Source organism: Methylobacterium brachiatum (genome assembly GCF_900113845.1).
In the GTDB taxonomy this organism is placed as follows: Bacteria; Pseudomonadota; Alphaproteobacteria; order Rhizobiales; family Beijerinckiaceae; genus Methylobacterium; species Methylobacterium brachiatum.
The window spans coordinates 47,015-62,493 of sequence record NZ_FOQW01000011.1; the positions used below are offsets into that span (position 1 = coordinate 47,015).

Here is a 15,479-nt window from a genome sequence, read left to right on the forward strand (position 1 = left end):
CCGATGATGCACGCGGAAACTGCACCCCCCGGCGCCGCGGCGCCGGTCTTCTACCAGACCGACGAGGAGGGCCATCATTCCGAGGGCTCGACGATGCTCGGGTTCTGGCTCTACCTGATGAGCGATTGCCTCATCTTCGCGACCCTGTTCGCGACCTATGGCGTGCTCGGCCGCAGCTACGCGGCTGGGCCGACCCCCAAGGACCTGTTCGATCTGACGGGCATCGCGGTGAACACCGCGATGCTGCTGTTCTCGTCCATCACCTACGGCTTCGCCATGCTGGAGATGGACCGGGACCGGATCAAGCAGACCCAGATCTGGCTCGCGATCACCGGCCTGTTCGGCGTGGCCTTCGTGGCCCTGGAGATCCGGGAATTCGTCCACCTGTTCCATGAGGGCGCCCCGCCCTGGCGCAGCGCCTTCCTGTCGTCGTTCTACACCCTGGTGGCGACGCACGGCCTGCACGTCTCGGTGGGCATCCTCTGGCTGGTCGTGCTGCTGGTGCAGCTGCGCAAGCACGGCCTGATCGTCGAGAACAAGCGCCGGCTGATGTGCCTGTCAATGTTCTGGCACTTCCTCGATCTGATCTGGATCGGGGTGTTCACCGTCGTCTACCTGATGGGAGTGCTCGAATGAGCGCCGACGCGCACCACCTGACCGGTCACGGTCAGGACACCCACGACGCCCACGCCCACAGCGAGGGCGGGCACGGCTCCTTCGGCAGCTACATCACCGGCTTCGTCCTGTCGGTGATCCTGACGGTGATCCCGTTCTGGCTGGTGATGGGCAACGTGCTCGACAACAGCCTCGTCACCACCCTGGTGATCCTGGCCTTGGGCGGTGTGCAGATGGTCGTGCACATCATCTACTTCCTGCACATGAACACGAAGTCGGAGGGCGGCTGGACCTTCCTGGCGCTGATCTTCACCATCATGGTGGTGGTGATCATGCTCGCGGGCTCGGTGTGGGTGATGTACCACCTCAATCACAACATGATGCCGATGGATGCCCACGACGTCATGAACAACGCCCGCTGAGCGCGCGTCCGGAGATGAGGCCCGCGGGGTCGGGAGGGGGGGCTGATCCGGGATCGGCCCCCTCCCCGGCCCCGCTCTCGTTGCTGCGGCGCGTCGTGTTCGGCGTGGCCGTGGGCGTCGTGTTCGTCGTCCTGCTGGGCCTCGGGACCTGGCAGGTCCAGCGCCGGGCCTGGAAGCTCGACCTGATCGCCCGGGTCGATGCCCGGGTCCACGCCCCGGCCGTGCCGGCCCCCGGCCCCGCCGAATGGCCGCGCATCGGCCCCGACGACGCCTACCGGCATGTCTGGCTGTCCGGCACCTTCCTGCACGATCGCGAGACCCTGGTGCAGGCCGTCACCGAGCGGGGCGGCGGGTTCTGGGTGCTGACGCCGCTCCGCCGGCCCGACGGCACGATCGTCCTGGTCAATCGCGGCTTCGTGCCGGGGGCGAACCGGGACCCCGCGACCCGTCAGGCCGGGCAGGTGGCGGGGGAGGCACGGGTGACCGGCCTCCTGCGGCTGACCGAGCCCGGCGGCGCCTTCCTGCGGGCGAACGACCCCGGGGACGGGCGCTGGTACTCGCGGGACGTCGCCGCCATCGCGGCCGCCCGGGGCCTGACCGACGTCGCCCCCTACTTCGTCGATGCCGACGCGACGCCCAATCCCGGCGGCCTGCCGGTGGGCGGGCTCACGGTGATCGCCTTTCCGAACAGCCACCTCGTCTACGCCCTGACCTGGTACGGGATGGCGCTGATGCTGGCGGGCGCGGTGATCTCCATCATCCTGCGCGGCCGCCGGACCTCTAGACCTGTGGGGGAGTAGCCCGGTTTCCGGGGCCGTCTATAATGAGGTGACAAACGCCACAACGAGTCACCGCCATGACCACCCGCATCCCGAACTTCGCCGAGATCCCTTTGGTCGGCGAGCCGCTGGCGGTGGCGTCGCCGGCCCTCAGTGAGCCCTGGATGACCCCGGAGGGGATTCCGGTGAAGGGTCGCTACGGGCCGGAGGACCGGGAGGGCATCGAGTTCCTCGACACCTATCCCGGCATCGCGCCGTTCCTGCGCGGCCCCTACCCGACCATGTACGTCACCCAGCCCTGGACGATCCGGCAATATGCCGGCTTCTCCACGGCCGAGGATTCGAACGCCTTCTACCGGCGCAACCTCGCGGCCGGCCAGAAGGGCCTGTCGGTGGCCTTCGACCTCGCCACCCACCGCGGCTACGATTCCGACCACCCCCGCGTCTCGGGCGATGTCGGCATGGCCGGCGTGGCGATCGACTCGATCTACGACATGCGGACGCTGTTCTCCGGCATCCCGCTCGACGAGATGACCGTGTCGATGACGATGAACGGCGCGGTGCTGCCGATCCTCGCCCTCTACATCGTCGCCGCCGAGGAGCAGGGCGTGCCGCCTCAGAAGCTCGCCGGCACGATCCAGAACGACATCCTCAAGGAGTTCATGGTCCGCAACACCTACATCTATCCCCCCAAGGGATCGATGCGGATTATTTCCGATATCTTCGCCTATACGTCGAAGAACATGCCGAAGTTCAACTCGATCTCGATCTCCGGCTACCATATGCAGGAGGCAGGCGCCACGAACGACCTGGAGCTCGCCTACACGCTCGCCGACGGCGTCGAGTACATCAAGGCTGGCCTCGCCGCCGGCCTGACCATCGACCAGTTCGCCCCGCGCCTGTCGTTCTTCTGGGCGATCTCGACCAACTTCTTCATGGAGATCGCCAAGATGCGGGCCGCGCGCCTGATCTGGGCGAAGCTGGTGAAGGGGTTCGATCCGAAGTCCGACAAGTCTCTGGCGCTGCGCACCCACTCCCAGACGTCGGGCTGGTCGCTCACCGCCCAGGACGTGTTCAACAACGTCACCCGCACCAATATCGAGGCCATGGCGGCGACGCAGGGCGGCACGCAATCCCTGCACACCAACGCCCTCGACGAGGCGCTGGCGCTCCCCACCGACTTCTCCGCCCGGATCGCCCGCAACACGCAGCTGTTCCTGCAGCAGGAGAGCGGCACCACCCGGATCGTCGACCCGTGGGGCGGCTCCTACTACGTGGAGAAGCTCACCGCCGACATCGTGGCCCGGGCCTGGGAGCATATCCGCGAGGTCGACCAGCTCGGCGGCATGGCCAAGGCCATCGAGGCCGGCATCCCCAAGCTGCGGATCGAGGAGGCCGCCGCCCGGGCCCAGGCCCGGATCGATTCCGGCCGCCAGACCATCGTGGGCATCAACAAGTTCAAGGCCGACGACGACATGGCCATCGACCTCCTGCGGGTCGACAACGGCAATGTCCGCCGCCTGCAGATCGACAAGCTCAAGCGCCTACGCTCCGAGCGCGACGAGGCCGCCGTCACGGCCCGGCTCGAGGCGCTGACCAAGGCCGCCGACACGAACGAGAACCTGCTGGCGCTGGCCGTCGACGCGGCCCGGGCCAAGGCCACGGTCGGCGAGATTTCCGAGGCCCTGGAGAAGGCCTGGGGCCGGCACCGCGCCGAGATCCGGTCGATCTCCGGCGTCTACAAGCGCGAGGTGGGGGGCATGTCGCCAGTGGTCGAGGAAGTCCGGGCGCTGGTCGAGGCGTTCGAGGAGAACGATGGCCGCCGGCCGCGCATCCTGGTCGCCAAGATGGGCCAGGACGGGCACGACCGCGGCCAGAAGGTCATCGCCTCGGCGTTTGCCGATCTCGGCTTCGACGTGGATATCGGACCGCTCTTCGCCACCCCGGCCGAGGCCGCCCGGCAGGCGGTGGAGAACGACGTGCACATCGTCGGCGTCTCGTCGCTGGCGGCCGGCCACCTCACCCTGGTGCCGGAGCTGAAGGCCGCGCTCACCGAGCAGGGCCGGGACGACGTGATGATCGCCATCGGCGGCGTGATCCCGCCGGGCGACTACGACGCCCTGGTGGCGGCCGGCGCCTCGGCGATCTTCCCGCCCGGCACGGTGATCGCCGAGGCCGCGGTCAAGCTGATCCGCGCGCTGAACGAGCGGCTGGGCTACACGGCGCGCCAGGCGGCGGAGTGAGGAGGCTCGCTCAGTCCGCGTGAGGCATTTGCGCCCCAAACCGTCCGCCGGATAAATTACGGGAAAGGCGGACGGATAGACGCTGAGTCGATCGTGGACGTGAAGCAGGCTATCGCGAAGGCCCGCGATCATCTCAGGGCCGTCTTCTCGGATGAGCCGATCTCTGATCCGCGGCTCGAGGAAGTCGAGTTCGATAAACGCGACGATGCGTGGTTGATAACATTTGGCTTGCTGCGGCCCGGTGACGAGAATGCGGCACATTGGGTCGCGTTCACCGGTGTGAGCCCGTTGACAAGAACCTACAAGGTCGTCCGCATCCCCAATGACGCGACCGAGCTGCCCTCGATCAAGATCCGTGAACTGGCCGAGGGATGACGCAGTCCGTTCTCCCAGACACGCAGCTGATGGTCCTGAAGGCGGTCGACCCGGCCTATCGGCGAGATTGGCACAAAATCAAAATCCTAATGCGAACAAGTCATTGGCCCAATATCAAAGATCAAATAATCGGGTTGACTTTCTCAGTCTTTCCGCTAAATATGACTGTGGTGGGGCGCCGGGTGTCCCTCGGCTGCGGGTATTTGTAGTCCCGTGGCATTCGTGAGACGCTCAGCAAAATGCCGAAGCTGGGCTTAGCCGCTCATGGAATAGACGAGGCCGGGTCCCACCACTGAGATCCTGGATATCCGTATTCATTAAATATTACTTGTTGTTCGGGTAGCAATTTTGCCAAATTCCATTTTGGCATTAACTTAACCCCGAATCCGCAGACTCTGCCTGACATTTTATCAGGATCGCGGGCCATGCGTGGCGACAGCAATTTTGCAAATTGCGGATCACATGCTCCTGTGTCATAGACATCGCAAGCTTTGAAGAACGCGCTTGCTACTATGTCTGCGAGTTGTAGGCCGGCACGCTGTTCATGGGGATAAATAAATACTTGATCTCTGTCTATTGAAGACCAGTGTAAATTGCCCAATGGCAATTTAAGATCGCCGCTCTTAACTCTCAGTAATTCAAAATAAGCGCTCAACTGAGAATAGGATAGGCCGCCTCGCGCACTATATTCGAGTCTTATTTTCCTAGGTTCGCCAAATTTTGAAATGGATTGTTTTTCGACCCAATAAGTCACTCGTTCCAGAAGCAATCGCGTCAGCCAGCAGTAAAACCAGTTGACATCCATTGATATTTTTTCTGCAAACGGGTTCTTGTAGCCCTGCATGTTTTTTTTGTTGGATGCAACTACGAAGCAGCGCACCGGACGGTTTGCCAAATCAGCACAAACAAAGGATCTTTTTGCTGCATTAAGATCGGCAAAGTGGATGCTTTTCCGCTGATGATTTTTCAGTCGCCCGATCATTGACCGGACCCAGTCACCGACTTCATTCTCACGTGGACGCGCTACTACGACGGCAGACACGATCAGCCATTCACTGGCGCCATTTGTGAAGTTGGGTTTGACCCGGCTGAGGCCTGGATCGCCTGCTTCATCTATATAAGCGACGTACTCATAAGGAAACGCAGGGGCGGGGCTATCGCACATCCTTCAATTCAAAGTGACGTGTGGGCAAAAGTCAATGCTTTAATTTTATGACAATGTGTCTTGGTCGTCGCGTCTAGCTGGCAGATATATAATCTGTCATCTCGTGAGATGGCGCTGCGGCGGCACTCCGTTCAATGACACTGAAGTCCGCCAAGTTCGGCGCGAGAAAATTGACATCTAAAGAGTGGTGCTGCCGGTTCTAGGCAGCCGTTGCCCCGCTCACCCGGCTACGTCCGGTTTGGATCGGTCTGCGCTGGTCTGTCCGTCATGGTGTCCTCCGTCCCTCCTTGTCTGGCGGCTCGGGAGATTCAACCGGGCGCTCCCGGCCGGCGCAACGCCCTGCGGCGCCGGCCGGGCCGATAAGCGGCGGATCCACCCCACAATCCGGCGAAACGCCGTGAAAAACGCCCGTCCCTGTCGCTGGGGCTGGTGACGCCAGGTCCCAGGGCAGGCATTGAGGCGGCAGATCCAGGGAGACGCCCGTCCATGACGACTCCGACGACCGTCGACACCACGCCCTTCCCCGACCAGAAGCCGGGCACCTCCGGGCTGCGCAAGAAGGTGCCGGTGTTCCGGCAGCCGAACTACGTCGAGAATTTCGTCCAGGCGATCTTCGACACCCTGCCCGACAAGGCGGGCGCGACCCTGGTTCTGGGCGGCGACGGACGGTTCCTCAACCGCGAGGTGGTGCAGAAGACCCTCCGGCTCGCCGCCGGCAACGGCTTCGGCCGGGTGCTGGTCGGGCGCGGCGGCCTACTCTCGACCCCGGCCGCCTCCTGCGTGATCCGCAAGTCCGGGGCGATCGGCGGCATCGTCCTGTCGGCGAGCCACAATCCGGGCGGGCCGGACGGCGATTTCGGCATCAAGTTCAACGCCGCCAATGGCGGCCCGGCGCCCGAGACGGTGACCAACGCGATCTTCGAGCGCGCCAAGGCGCTCACCCGCTACAGCCTGGTCGAGGCCCCGGATCTCGACCTCGACACCCTGGGCGAGACCCGGCTCGGCGCCATGACGGTCGCGGTCATCGACCCGGTGGCCGATTACGCCGAACTGATGCGGACGCTGATCGATTTCGACGCGGTGTCGCGCCTGTTCGCCTCGGGCTTCCGCATGCGCTTCGACGCGATGAGCGCGGTGACCGGCCCCTACGCCACCGCGATCTTGGAAGGGATGCTCGGCGCGCCCGCCGGCACGGTGGTCAACGCTGTTCCGAAAGAAGATTTCGGCGGCCATCACCCGGATCCGAACCCGGTCCATTGCCACGACCTGTTCGACCTGATGCAGGGGCCGGACGCCCCCGATTTCGGCGCGGCGTCGGACGGCGACGGCGACCGCAACATGATCGTGGCCCCGGGCCTGTTCGTGACCCCGAGCGACAGTCTCGCCCTCCTCGCCGCCCATGCCCACCGGGCCCCGGGCTATGCGGGCGGGCTGGCCGGCATAGCCCGGTCGATGCCCACGAGCCGCGCCGCCGACCGGGTCGCGGCGGCTTTGGGCATCCAGGCCTACGAGACGCCGACCGGCTGGAAGTTCTTCGGCAACCTGCTCGATGCCGGCCTGATCACCCTGTGCGGTGAGGAGAGCGCCGGCACCGGCTCGAACCACGTGCGCGAGAAGGACGGGCTCTGGGCGGTGCTGCTCTGGCTCAACATCCTGGCCGCCACCGGCGAGCGTGCCGACGCGCTGGTGCGGGCCCATTGGCGGACCCACGGGCGCGACTACTACGCCCGTCACGATTACGAGGAGGTCGAGTCCGACGCCGCCAACGGCCTGATGGAGGCGCTGCGCGAGAAGCTCGCCGGCCTGCCGGGCACCCGCATCGGCGACCTCACGGTCTCGACGGCGGACGAGTTCGCCTATCGCGACCCGGTGGACGGCTCGCTGACCGAGCGCCAGGGCATCCGGATCGGCTTCGCCGAGGATGCCCGCGTGGTCTTCCGCCTGTCGGGCACCGGCACCGCCGGGGCGACGCTCCGGGTCTATCTGGAGCGCTACGAGGCCGATCCGGCCCGGCTCGATCTGCCGGTCGCCGAGGTGCTGGCCCCGGTGGTGGCGGCGGCCCGCGCCCTCGCGGAGATCGAACCCCGCACCGGCCGGGCCGAGCCGAGCGTGGTGACCTAAGAATTCCGGGTTTCCAAAGGGCTCAGCCCTTTGGCGGGGTATCGGGGCGGAGCCCGATAGCAGCGCTTATTGTGCCTCGGCGCGGGCGTAGACCCGCAACCGGTGCCCGTCCGGATCGACGGCGACGAAGCTCCGGCCAAAATCGAGATCCGTGGGCTGCAGGAGGATCTCGGCCCCCTCGGCCTGCCAGTCGGCATGGATCGCGTCCACGCGTGCGGCCGTGTCCACCCGGAAGCCGATCTCGCCGCCACCGCCCGCTTGCGTGGGGGCCGGCACGACACCGTTCCGCGCCCAGAGGCTCAGCGCCAACCCCGAGGGCAGTGCGAACAGTACGAAGGTCGGGCTCGCCTCGACCGGCTCCCGGCCGAGCAGGCGCGCGTAGAGGCGTGCGCTGGCCTCCGGGTCGGTGACGTAGAGAAGGATGTTGCTGGGGTCCGTCATCGGTCGCTCCTGTCGGTGAGGGCGCAACCTCGATATCCGGCGTAGCTGCCAGATTCCGGCAGCATCAAGCAGCCGGGTCGGTGATCCCCTCGGCGCGCCGCCAGTCCTTGAGCAGGGCCTGCCGGCGCTTCGGGTAGCGGGCATCGAGCAGGTCCGCGTCGGCGATGCGGTCGGTGCGGAAATGCCGGAAGCCCTGGCGCAGCTCGCACCAGCTCAGCAGGATGCGGACGGTGTCGAAGAACGCCAGGGCGAACGGCCAGACGATCCGCTCGGACACCGCACCCGCCCCGTCGCTATAGCGGAGCGCCAGCTTGCGCTCGGTGCGGATCGCCCGGCGCAGCAGCGCGGGATCGACCGTCTCAGTCGGAGCGGACGTACCGGGACCGACCAGCAGCGCCGCGCTCTCGAAGGTCTCGCGCAGGTCGTCGGGCAGGACCGCGCCGATCCGGGCGAGCGCGCTCCGCGCCGCGCCACTCAGCCGGTCGTCGGCGCGGTCGGCGACCCAGCGCGAACCGAGGACCAGGGCCTCGATCTCCTCCGGGCTGAACATCAGCGGCGGCAGCAGAAAGCCCGGCTTCAGGACGTAGCCGATCCCGGGCTCCCCTTCGATGGACGCGCCCATCGCCTGGAGGCTCGCGATGTCCCGGTAGAGGGTGCGCAGGCTCACGCCGATCTCCTCCGCCAGCACGCGCCCGCTGACCGGTCGCCGGTGCCGCCGCAGGACATGGAGCAGATCGAACAGGCGTTCCGAGCGGGACATCGGGCGCGTCTACACCCACGTCGCTGCCATCCGATGACAGCATCGGGGATTCAGAGCTGATGCTGTCCTGGGCCGAAATCCTTGACCATGTATACGGTGATGTCGTCGTCCAGCGTCCGGCCCGGGCCGTCGTAGAGCGCCTCCCGCTCCACCCGGTAGCCGAGGGTGGCGTAGAGGCGCAGGTTCGCCGTGTATTTTTTATTCGTGTAGAGGCGCAGCCGCGGGAGCCCGGCCTCGGCGGCGATCGACTCGGCGTGGGTCAGGAGCGCGGTGCCGTAGCCGCGGCCCTGACAACCCGGATGGACCGCGACGTTGACGATCAGCAGATCGTCGTCTCTGCGCAGTGTCTCGATCAGCGCCGCCAACCCTTCGCCGGATCGGAGCAGGTCGAAGCGGTGGTGCCGCACGGCCTGCGCGTAATCGGCCTGCATCGGGGTCGGCAGACGGCCGATCAGCGGAATCCACTTGGCGTAGGCCGCATCCACCAGCGCCCGGATCGCCGCCGCGTCGGTTGGCGCCCCGCGCCGGATTCCGAAAGTCTCGGCCACGCCCAATAAACCTCCTGTGGTTGACCCCGACCGGTCCTTACCCTAAAGACCCGGCCGTCGATGGGGCTCCGCACGGGGCCCCGTCGCGTTTTCACGCGCACCCGTGGGCGGGATTCTCCCGCCCTGTCGTCCCCGACCTGAATGTCCGGGAAAAGGAGGGCGCGTTCCTCAATCTCGGTCTCGAGAGGACGCGAAGAAATGTCGAAGCGGATTCAGGCGAAGCACAAGCTCGACCGCCGCATGGGCCAGAACATCTGGGGCCGCCCGAAGAGCCCCGTCAACCGCCGCGAATACGGCCCCGGCCAGCACGGCCAGCGCCGCAAGGGCAAGATGAGCGACTTCGGCACGCAGCTGCGCGCCAAGCAGAAGCTCAAGGGCTATTACGGCAACATCACCGAGAAGCAGTTCCGCCGCTACTACGCCGAGGCGATCCGCCTGCGCGGCGATTCCGGCGAGAACCTGGTCGGCCTGCTCGAGCGGCGCCTCGACGCCGTGGTGTACCGGGCGAAGTTCGTGGCGACCCCGTTCGCGGCGCGCCAGTTCGTCAACCACGGCCACGTCAAGGTCAACGGCGTCCGGGTCAACATCCCGAGCTACCAGGTGAAGGCCGGCGACCTCATCGAGGTCAAGGAGTCGTCCCGCCAGCTCGAGATCGTCATCGTGGCGACCCAGCTGCCCGAGCGCGACGTGCCGGACTACATCGAGGCCGATCACGCCAAGATGACCGCCCGCGTCACCCGCATCCCCAGCCTGTCCGAGGTGCCCTACCCGGTGCAGATGGAGCCGAACCTCGTCATCGAGTTCTACTCCCGCTGATTTTTGGGATCACACCCCGGCGCCGAGCCGGTGGCGGGGTGTGTTTCGGAACGTCGACGAACAAGAAAGGGGCTGCCCGCAGGGGCGGCCCCTTGTCGTATGCGGGCTCAGCAGCCGTTGCAGATCGTCCCCATCGTGTGGCGCATCTTGCTGTCCCACGCCTTGGAGCGGGCTTCCGCGGCCTTCTGCGCCTTGATCATCGCGACCTCGTTGACCGGCCGGGACGTGCCCGTGACGGCCGGGCTCGGCGGCTTGGTCTGGCCCGTCGCGGTGATCCGGCGGCCGACCCGGGCGCCGTCCGGATTGGCCGGGCTCTGGGCCAGGGCCGGCGCCGCCCCGAGCAGGACGCCCAGGATCACCGCGTGACGGATCGTTGCCATGGACCTGATCTCCCCGACGGCGGGTTGTCTGCCTGCCCCGCCTCAACTGCCGATGACATTAGTGCCGCATCAGAGCGCGTTGCAATTGGATGCGGCGCTAAGCCTTTGTCGTGATGCGCTGGCGCGTGCCGAAGCGACATCCGCTGGGACGGCGCGCGCTGTAGCCGCCCGCGGCGGCGAAATCATGGTGCCCGGGCCGGAGGCCGCCCGGTGAGCGCCCCCCTGCCCCCGCCCCGGAACCGCCGCGAGGCCGTGGCCGAGGCGCTCGCCCGCATCGCCCCGCGCCTGCCCGCCTTCGAGGCCGACGCCACCCTCGACCGGGCGCTGGCGAGCCCGGGCCTGCGCGGCGCCGCCCCCGAGACGGCCGCCCGCCTGGCTCTGGTGACCTATGCCCGCCACGTCTTCACCGATTACGACGAGCTCCTGGGCGAGGGCTACGACCGCGACAGCGCCCGGCACTTCGTCCTCGACGACCTCAACGCGGCCCTGATCGCTTGGGGCGCCGCCCCCATCCCGGAGGAGGAGGCCGAGGCCGATCCCGAGGGGGACCCGGATTAGCCCGGCGTTACGCCTGTAACCGGATCCCGGGCGGGCGAAACGCTGCCGTAGCCTGCGCGGCGCAGACCCCGGACAGGAGCGGGACCGGTCGCCCGGCGCCGCGCGCAGGCCGGCGCGGCGCGCGGCCTCGTCATCGCCCGCTCCGTCACAGCAGCGGGTACCGCATGAAGATCCTGTTCGCCGCCACACCGGTCGCCGGCCATTTGAACCCGCTGCTCGCCATCGCGCGCATGGTCCTGGCGCGCGGCGACGAGGCGGTGGTCGCCACGGCCACGTATCTCCGGCCCGCCGTCGAGGCCTCGGGCGCCCGCTTCCTGCCGTTCGATCCCGGCGCGGATCTCGACCTCACCCGGATCGAGGACGTGCTGCCCGAGCGCGCCAGCCTGCCCCCGGGGCCGGAGCAGCTGCGCTACAATTTCGAGCGCCTCTTCCTCGATCCGATGCCGGCGCAGGCCGAGACGCTGCGCCGGATCATCGCGACGGACCGCCCCGACATCGTCGTGGTCGACGATCTGTTCTTCGGCACGACGCCCCTGTTCCTGGATCGCGCGAGGCCCCGGCCACCGATCGTCGCCTGCAGCATCACGATCATGGTGGCGGACAGGCCGGACGGCGCCCCGAGCATGATCGGGCTGCCGCCGGCGCGCGACGCGGCCACGCGGGAGACCTACGCGGCCATGGCGGCCGGCGCCGAGGCCGTGTTCGGTGCGCCGGTCCGCGCCTACGCGGATGCCAAGCTCGCCGGGATGGGGCTGCCGCCGCTGCCCTGCTCGGTGCTGCACTCGCGCCATCTCATGGCCGACGCGTTCCTGCAGACCACCGTCCCGGCCTTCGAGTACGATTTCGGGTCGCTGGCCGGCCATGTCCGGTTCGTGGGCGCCCTGCCCCCGCCCCCGCCGCAGCGGGATGCCGCGCGGCCGGATTGGTGGGGCGAGCTCGACGGATCGAAGAAGGTCGTGCTCGTGACCCAGGGCACCGTCGCCAACGTCGATCTCGGCGAGCTCGTCGAGCCGACCCTCGCGGCCTTGGCCGGGCGCGACGACCTGCTGGTGCTGGTCACCACCGGCCGCCGGCCGATCGAGAACGTGCGCGGACCGATCCCGAAGAACGCCCGGCTCGCCGAGTTCCTCGATTTCGCGGCGCTGCTGCCGAAGGTCGACGTGCTGGTCACCAACGGCGGCTACGGGACGGTGCAGCTCGCCCTGCGGGCCGGGGTGCCGATCGTGGCGGCGGGGCGCACCGAGGACAAGGCCGAGGTCGGCGCGCGGGTGGCCTGGTCGGGCGTGGGGCTCGAGATCCCCGCGCAGCGGCCCGGGTCCGAAGATCTGCGCGCGGCGGTCGAGCGGATCCTGTCCGAGCCGTCCTACGGCGCGCGGGCGCGGGCGATCGGGGCGGACATGGCGGCGATCGACACGCCGGCCGCGATCCTCGGCATCCTGGACGACCTCGTCACCAAGGCCCGGGCCGCCTGACCTCACGGGGCCGGCTCAAGACGCCGAAAGCCCCGAGAAACGCTCGGCCAGGCGCTGCTCCCGGAAGGAATCGGTGACCCAGTCCACGAAGGCCCGGGTCTTGGCCGGCAGCAGCGTCCGGCTGGCATAGTAGAGCGAGATCGCCCCCGCATCGGCGTACCAGTCCGGCGCGAGCCGGAGCAGGCGGCCGCTCTTGAGCGTCTCCACGACGTCGGGCACCGCCACCATGGCGACGCCGAGCCCGAGCAGGGCGGCCTGCTGCATGGCGTCCGGGTCGTTGACGATGATCGAGGCCGGCAGCGGCGCCGGCCTCTCCGCGCCCGCGGCGTTGCGCATGGTCCAGCGCTGGAGGCGGCCGGTCCGGAGCGAGCGCATGACGATGCCCTGCAGCGCCTGAAGCCCGGTCGGGTCGGCGGGCAGCGCGCGACCGGCCATGTAGGCGGGCGCGGCGACCGCGATGACGTGGGCCGGGGCCAGGGTATGTGCGATGAGGCCGGGGGACAGGTCGAACCCGGCCCCGATCGCGGCGTCGTAGCCCTCGGTGACGAGATCGACCCGCCGGTTCTCGAAGTGCCATTCCGGGCGGATCCGCGGATGGCGGGCGAGGAAGCCGGGCAGCAGCGGCAGGAGATGCATCGTGCCGAAGGTCGGCGCCATGCTGACCTTCAGGGTCCCGGCCGGCTCGCCGCCCAGGGTGGCGAGCCCGGCAATCGCCGCCTGGAGACCCTCCAGGTTGTCGGCGATCGCGAGGCGGAAGGTCTCGCCCGCTTCCGTCAGGCTGAGCTTTCGCGTCGAGCGGTGGAACAGCCGCACGCCGAGATTCCGCTCCAGCATGGCGACGTTCCGGCTGACCGCGGCCGGCGTCAGCGACAGGCGCCGGGCGGCCTCCGAGAAGCTGCCGTGCTCGGCGCTGCGGATGAAGGATTCCAGGTTGGCGAGGGTTTCCACGATGGCACCTTCAATCGTTGGTTGAAGGTGTACCAAGTGCATTCCGGCTACACCACGGGGGAATGCATCGGCCATACCGGCGTCACCGGAGCAGCAGGAGTGACGCCGTGGGCCAGGATTCTCGACCCCTCGCGGGCAAGGTGGCCCTGGTCACCGGCGGATCGCGCGGCATCGGCGCCGCCATCGTGCGCCGCCTGGCCCGGGACGGCGCCGACGTGGCCTTCAGCTACGCCGCCTCGCGGGGGCGGGCCGACGGGATCGCCGGGGAGCTCGCGGCGCTCGGGCGCCGGGCGCTCGCCATCCAGGCCGACCAGGCCGACATCGCCGCGGTCGCCGGCCTGGTCCGGCAGGTTCACGCCGCGTTCGGGCGGCTCGACATCCTGGTCAACTCGGCCGGCGTCTTCGTCACCGGCCTGGTCGACGACCCGAACGTCGACCGCGCCGCCTTCGACCGGCAGCTCGCCATCAACGTGACGGGCGTCGCCGCCGCGGTCCGGGCCGCCGCGCCCCTGATGACGGCGGGCGGCCGCATCGTCTCGATCGGCACCACGGGCGCCGACCACGTCCCGTTCGCGGGGGCGGCAGATTACATCGCCACCAAGGCCGCCGTGGCGGCCTATACGCGGGGCTGGGCGCGGGATCTCGGTCCCCGCAACATCACGGTCAACCTCGTGCAGCCGGGGGCGATCAACACCGAGATGAACCCGGAGGACGGACCCTTCGCCGAGACGCTGAAGGGGCTCGCCGCGCTCGGCCGCTACGGCCAGCCGGAGGACATCGCGGCCGCGGTGGCGTTCCTGGCCGGTCCCGATGCCGGTTACGTGACCGGCGCCACGCTGAACGTCGACGGCGGCCAATCCGCCTGATCCCGGCATCGATTGTGGATCCCCCGCCCTGGGTGCCCGCACCATCATCGTCCTGAAACGATCGGCGCTCTACTGGTCATCGGCCCGCGTCGATCCGGAAAGCGGCAAGGAGTACCCGCATGCCCTTCGTATCCACCCCCGATGGCGTCGAGATCTTCTTCAAGGACTGGGGCCCGCGGGACGCGCAGCCGATCGTCTTCCACCACGGCTGGCCGCTCTCCGCCGACGATTGGGACGCGCAGATGCTGTTCTTCGCGGCGCAGGGCTTCCGCGTGGTCGCGCATGACCGGCGGGGTCACGGCCGGTCGGCCCAGGTCTCCGAGGGCCACACGATGGACGATTACGCCGCCGACGCGGCCGCCGTCGTCCGGCATCTCGACCTGCGCGCGGCCATCCATATCGGCCATTCCACCGGCGGCGGCGAGGCGGCGCGCTACGTCGCCCGGTACGGCCAGCCGGAGGGCCGGGTCGCCAAGCTCGTGCTGGTCAGCGCCGTGACGCCGCTCATGCTCCAGACCGCCGACAATCCGGGCGGCCTGCCGGTCGCGGTGTTCGACGGGTTCCGCCAGGGGCTCGCCGCCAACCGGGCGCAGTTCTTCCTCGATGTGCCGACCGGCCCGTTCTACGGCTTCAACCGCGCCGGCGCGACGATCCACCAGGGCGTGATCCGGAACTGGTGGCGCCAGGCCATGATGGGCAGCGCCAAGGCGCATTACGACGGCATCAAGGCCTTCTCGGAGACCGACCAGACCGCGGACCTCCGGGCGATCACCGTGCCGACGCTGGTCCTGCACGGCGAGGACGACCAGATCGTGCCGATCGACGCCGCCGCCCGCGCGGCGATCAAGCTGCTGCCGAACGGGACCCTGAAGACCTATCCGGGCTTCAGCCACGGGATGCTGACCGTCGCGGCCGAGACGCTGAACCCCGACATCCTCGCCTTCATCCGGGGCTAGGCCGCCCGGCCCCG

18 protein-coding genes are annotated in these 15,479 nt (G+C 68.3%); 12 read left to right on the forward strand and 6 right to left on the reverse strand.

The window, feature by feature from the left end; translation table 11 throughout:
• The first annotated feature begins 3 nt into the window (after positions 1-3).
• From cyoC to BMZ47_RS15700, 5 genes are all read left to right on the forward strand, one after another.
• Positions 4-636: a cytochrome o ubiquinol oxidase subunit III gene (gene cyoC, locus BMZ47_RS15680; protein ID WP_007558445.1), complete on the forward strand. Its 633-nt coding sequence runs from the start codon at positions 4-6 to the stop codon at positions 634-636.
• Complete coding sequence (gene cyoD, locus BMZ47_RS15685) at positions 633-1,037, forward strand: cytochrome o ubiquinol oxidase subunit IV (protein WP_007558446.1); 405 nt, start codon at positions 633-635, stop codon at positions 1,035-1,037. The genes cyoC and cyoD overlap by 4 nt, the downstream gene beginning before the upstream one ends.
• A 14-nt stretch (positions 1,038-1,051) precedes the next feature.
• Positions 1,052-1,837 carry an SURF1 family protein gene (locus BMZ47_RS15690; RefSeq protein ID WP_091863347.1) on the forward strand — a complete coding sequence of 262 codons (786 nt, stop codon included), beginning with the start codon at positions 1,052-1,054 and terminating at the stop codon, positions 1,835-1,837.
• Positions 1,838-1,893: 56 nt separating this feature from the next.
• Positions 1,894-4,059 carry a methylmalonyl-CoA mutase gene (gene scpA / locus BMZ47_RS15695; RefSeq protein ID WP_091863348.1) on the forward strand — a complete coding sequence of 722 codons (2,166 nt, stop codon included), beginning with the start codon at positions 1,894-1,896 and terminating at the stop codon, positions 4,057-4,059.
• Between the two features lie 93 nt (positions 4,060-4,152).
• Positions 4,153-4,434, forward strand: coding sequence for a hypothetical protein (locus tag BMZ47_RS15700; RefSeq protein ID WP_091863349.1), 282 nt, complete (start codon positions 4,153-4,155; stop codon positions 4,432-4,434).
• A 262-nt stretch (positions 4,435-4,696) separates the two neighbouring features.
• Here BMZ47_RS15700 and BMZ47_RS15705 read toward each other — a convergent pair whose 3' ends face one another.
• Positions 4,697-5,599 (reverse strand): DUF3800 domain-containing protein, encoded by a 903-nt coding sequence (locus BMZ47_RS15705; protein WP_091863350.1) that lies wholly within the window; start codon positions 5,597-5,599, stop codon positions 4,697-4,699.
• Positions 5,600-6,085: 486 nt separating this feature from the next.
• Here BMZ47_RS15705 and BMZ47_RS15710 point away from each other — a divergent pair, with 486 nt between their 5' ends.
• Positions 6,086-7,720 carry an alpha-D-glucose phosphate-specific phosphoglucomutase gene (locus BMZ47_RS15710; protein WP_091863351.1) on the forward strand — a complete coding sequence of 545 codons (1,635 nt, stop codon included), beginning with the start codon at positions 6,086-6,088 and terminating at the stop codon, positions 7,718-7,720.
• 66 nt (positions 7,721-7,786) lie between these two features.
• On the opposite strand, the gene BMZ47_RS15715 is transcribed toward BMZ47_RS15710, so the two are convergent.
• From BMZ47_RS15715 to BMZ47_RS15725, 3 genes are all read right to left on the reverse strand, one after another.
• Complete coding sequence (locus BMZ47_RS15715) at positions 7,787-8,161, reverse strand: VOC family protein (protein WP_091863352.1); 375 nt, start codon at positions 8,159-8,161, stop codon at positions 7,787-7,789.
• 64 nt (positions 8,162-8,225) lie between these two features.
• Complete coding sequence (locus tag BMZ47_RS15720) at positions 8,226-8,921, reverse strand: helix-turn-helix transcriptional regulator (protein ID WP_091863353.1); 696 nt, start codon at positions 8,919-8,921, stop codon at positions 8,226-8,228.
• A gap of 50 nt (positions 8,922-8,971) precedes the next feature.
• The gene (locus BMZ47_RS15725) at positions 8,972-9,469 is read right to left on the reverse strand and encodes a GNAT family N-acetyltransferase (protein ID WP_091863469.1); all 498 of its coding nucleotides are present in this window, start codon (positions 9,467-9,469) and stop codon (positions 8,972-8,974) included.
• A 198-nt stretch (positions 9,470-9,667) separates the two neighbouring features.
• On the opposite strand from BMZ47_RS15725, the gene rpsD reads away from it, so the two are divergent.
• Positions 9,668-10,285, forward strand: coding sequence for a 30S ribosomal protein S4 (gene rpsD / locus BMZ47_RS15730; RefSeq protein WP_007558459.1), 618 nt, complete (start codon positions 9,668-9,670; stop codon positions 10,283-10,285).
• Positions 10,286-10,392: 107 nt separating this feature from the next.
• Here rpsD and BMZ47_RS15735 read toward each other — a convergent pair whose 3' ends face one another.
• Positions 10,393-10,665 (reverse strand): hypothetical protein, encoded by a 273-nt coding sequence (locus BMZ47_RS15735; RefSeq protein ID WP_050736313.1) that lies wholly within the window; start codon positions 10,663-10,665, stop codon positions 10,393-10,395.
• On the opposite strand from BMZ47_RS15735, the gene BMZ47_RS28045 reads away from it, so the two are divergent.
• The 3 genes from BMZ47_RS28045 to BMZ47_RS15745 all read left to right on the forward strand — a co-directional run bounded on the left by BMZ47_RS28045 (position 10,664) and on the right by BMZ47_RS15745 (position 12,695).
• Entirely contained in the window at positions 10,664-10,879 is a 216-nt protein-coding gene (locus BMZ47_RS28045) for a hypothetical protein (protein ID WP_128754916.1), read from the forward strand. The genes BMZ47_RS15735 and BMZ47_RS28045 overlap by 2 nt on opposite strands.
• Positions 10,876-11,223 carry a DUF2293 domain-containing protein gene (locus BMZ47_RS15740; RefSeq protein WP_091863354.1) on the forward strand — a complete coding sequence of 116 codons (348 nt, stop codon included), beginning with the start codon at positions 10,876-10,878 and terminating at the stop codon, positions 11,221-11,223. Before BMZ47_RS28045 ends, BMZ47_RS15740 begins: the two co-directional genes overlap by 4 nt.
• 164 nt (positions 11,224-11,387) lie before the next feature.
• Positions 11,388-12,695 carry a glycosyltransferase gene (locus BMZ47_RS15745; RefSeq protein ID WP_091863355.1) on the forward strand — a complete coding sequence of 436 codons (1,308 nt, stop codon included), beginning with the start codon at positions 11,388-11,390 and terminating at the stop codon, positions 12,693-12,695.
• 15 nt (positions 12,696-12,710) lie between these two features.
• Here the strand turns inward: BMZ47_RS15745 and BMZ47_RS15750 are convergent, their stop codons facing one another.
• A complete protein-coding gene (locus tag BMZ47_RS15750) occupies positions 12,711-13,643 on the reverse strand; it encodes a LysR family transcriptional regulator (protein WP_091863356.1) in 933 nt (310 codons plus the stop codon).
• Between the two features lie 62 nt (positions 13,644-13,705).
• On the opposite strand from BMZ47_RS15750, the gene BMZ47_RS15755 reads away from it, so the two are divergent.
• Both BMZ47_RS15755 and BMZ47_RS15760 read left to right on the forward strand, forming a co-directional pair.
• Entirely contained in the window at positions 13,706-14,509 is an 804-nt protein-coding gene (locus BMZ47_RS15755; RefSeq protein ID WP_091863357.1) for an SDR family oxidoreductase, read from the forward strand.
• Positions 14,510-14,628: 119 nt separating this feature from the next.
• Positions 14,629-15,465, forward strand: coding sequence for an alpha/beta fold hydrolase (locus BMZ47_RS15760; protein WP_091863358.1), 837 nt, complete (start codon positions 14,629-14,631; stop codon positions 15,463-15,465).
• Positions 15,466-15,479: the final 14 nt, after the last annotated feature.

Excerpts from the sequence above, each read along its gene's own strand:
- BMZ47_RS15735 (WP_050736313.1), bottom strand. The coding sequence starts at position 10,665 with ATGGCAACGATCCGTCACGCGGTGATCCTGGGCGTCCTGCTCGGGGCG.
- BMZ47_RS15720 (WP_091863353.1), bottom strand. The coding sequence starts at position 8,921 with ATGTCCCGCTCGGAACGCCTGTTCGATCTGCTCCATGTCCTGCGGCGG.
- BMZ47_RS15760 (WP_091863358.1), top strand. The coding sequence starts at position 14,629 with ATGCCCTTCGTATCCACCCCCGATGGCGTCGAGATCTTCTTCAAGGAC.
- BMZ47_RS15705 (WP_091863350.1), bottom strand. The coding sequence starts at position 5,599 with ATGTGCGATAGCCCCGCCCCTGCGTTTCCTTATGAGTACGTCGCTTAT.
- rpsD (WP_007558459.1), top strand. The coding sequence starts at position 9,668 with ATGTCGAAGCGGATTCAGGCGAAGCACAAGCTCGACCGCCGCATGGGC.
- cyoD (WP_007558446.1), top strand. The coding sequence starts at position 633 with ATGAGCGCCGACGCGCACCACCTGACCGGTCACGGTCAGGACACCCAC.
- BMZ47_RS15755 (WP_091863357.1), top strand. The coding sequence starts at position 13,706 with ATGCATCGGCCATACCGGCGTCACCGGAGCAGCAGGAGTGACGCCGTG.
- scpA (WP_091863348.1), top strand. The coding sequence starts at position 1,894 with ATGACCACCCGCATCCCGAACTTCGCCGAGATCCCTTTGGTCGGCGAG.
- BMZ47_RS15710 (WP_091863351.1), top strand. The coding sequence starts at position 6,086 with ATGACGACTCCGACGACCGTCGACACCACGCCCTTCCCCGACCAGAAG.
- cyoC (WP_007558445.1), top strand. The coding sequence starts at position 4 with ATGATGCACGCGGAAACTGCACCCCCCGGCGCCGCGGCGCCGGTCTTC.
- BMZ47_RS15715 (WP_091863352.1), bottom strand. The coding sequence starts at position 8,161 with ATGACGGACCCCAGCAACATCCTTCTCTACGTCACCGACCCGGAGGCC.
- BMZ47_RS15690 (WP_091863347.1), top strand. The coding sequence starts at position 1,052 with ATGAGGCCCGCGGGGTCGGGAGGGGGGGCTGATCCGGGATCGGCCCCC.
- BMZ47_RS15745 (WP_091863355.1), top strand. The coding sequence starts at position 11,388 with ATGAAGATCCTGTTCGCCGCCACACCGGTCGCCGGCCATTTGAACCCG.
- BMZ47_RS28045 (WP_128754916.1), top strand. The coding sequence starts at position 10,664 with ATGGACCTGATCTCCCCGACGGCGGGTTGTCTGCCTGCCCCGCCTCAA.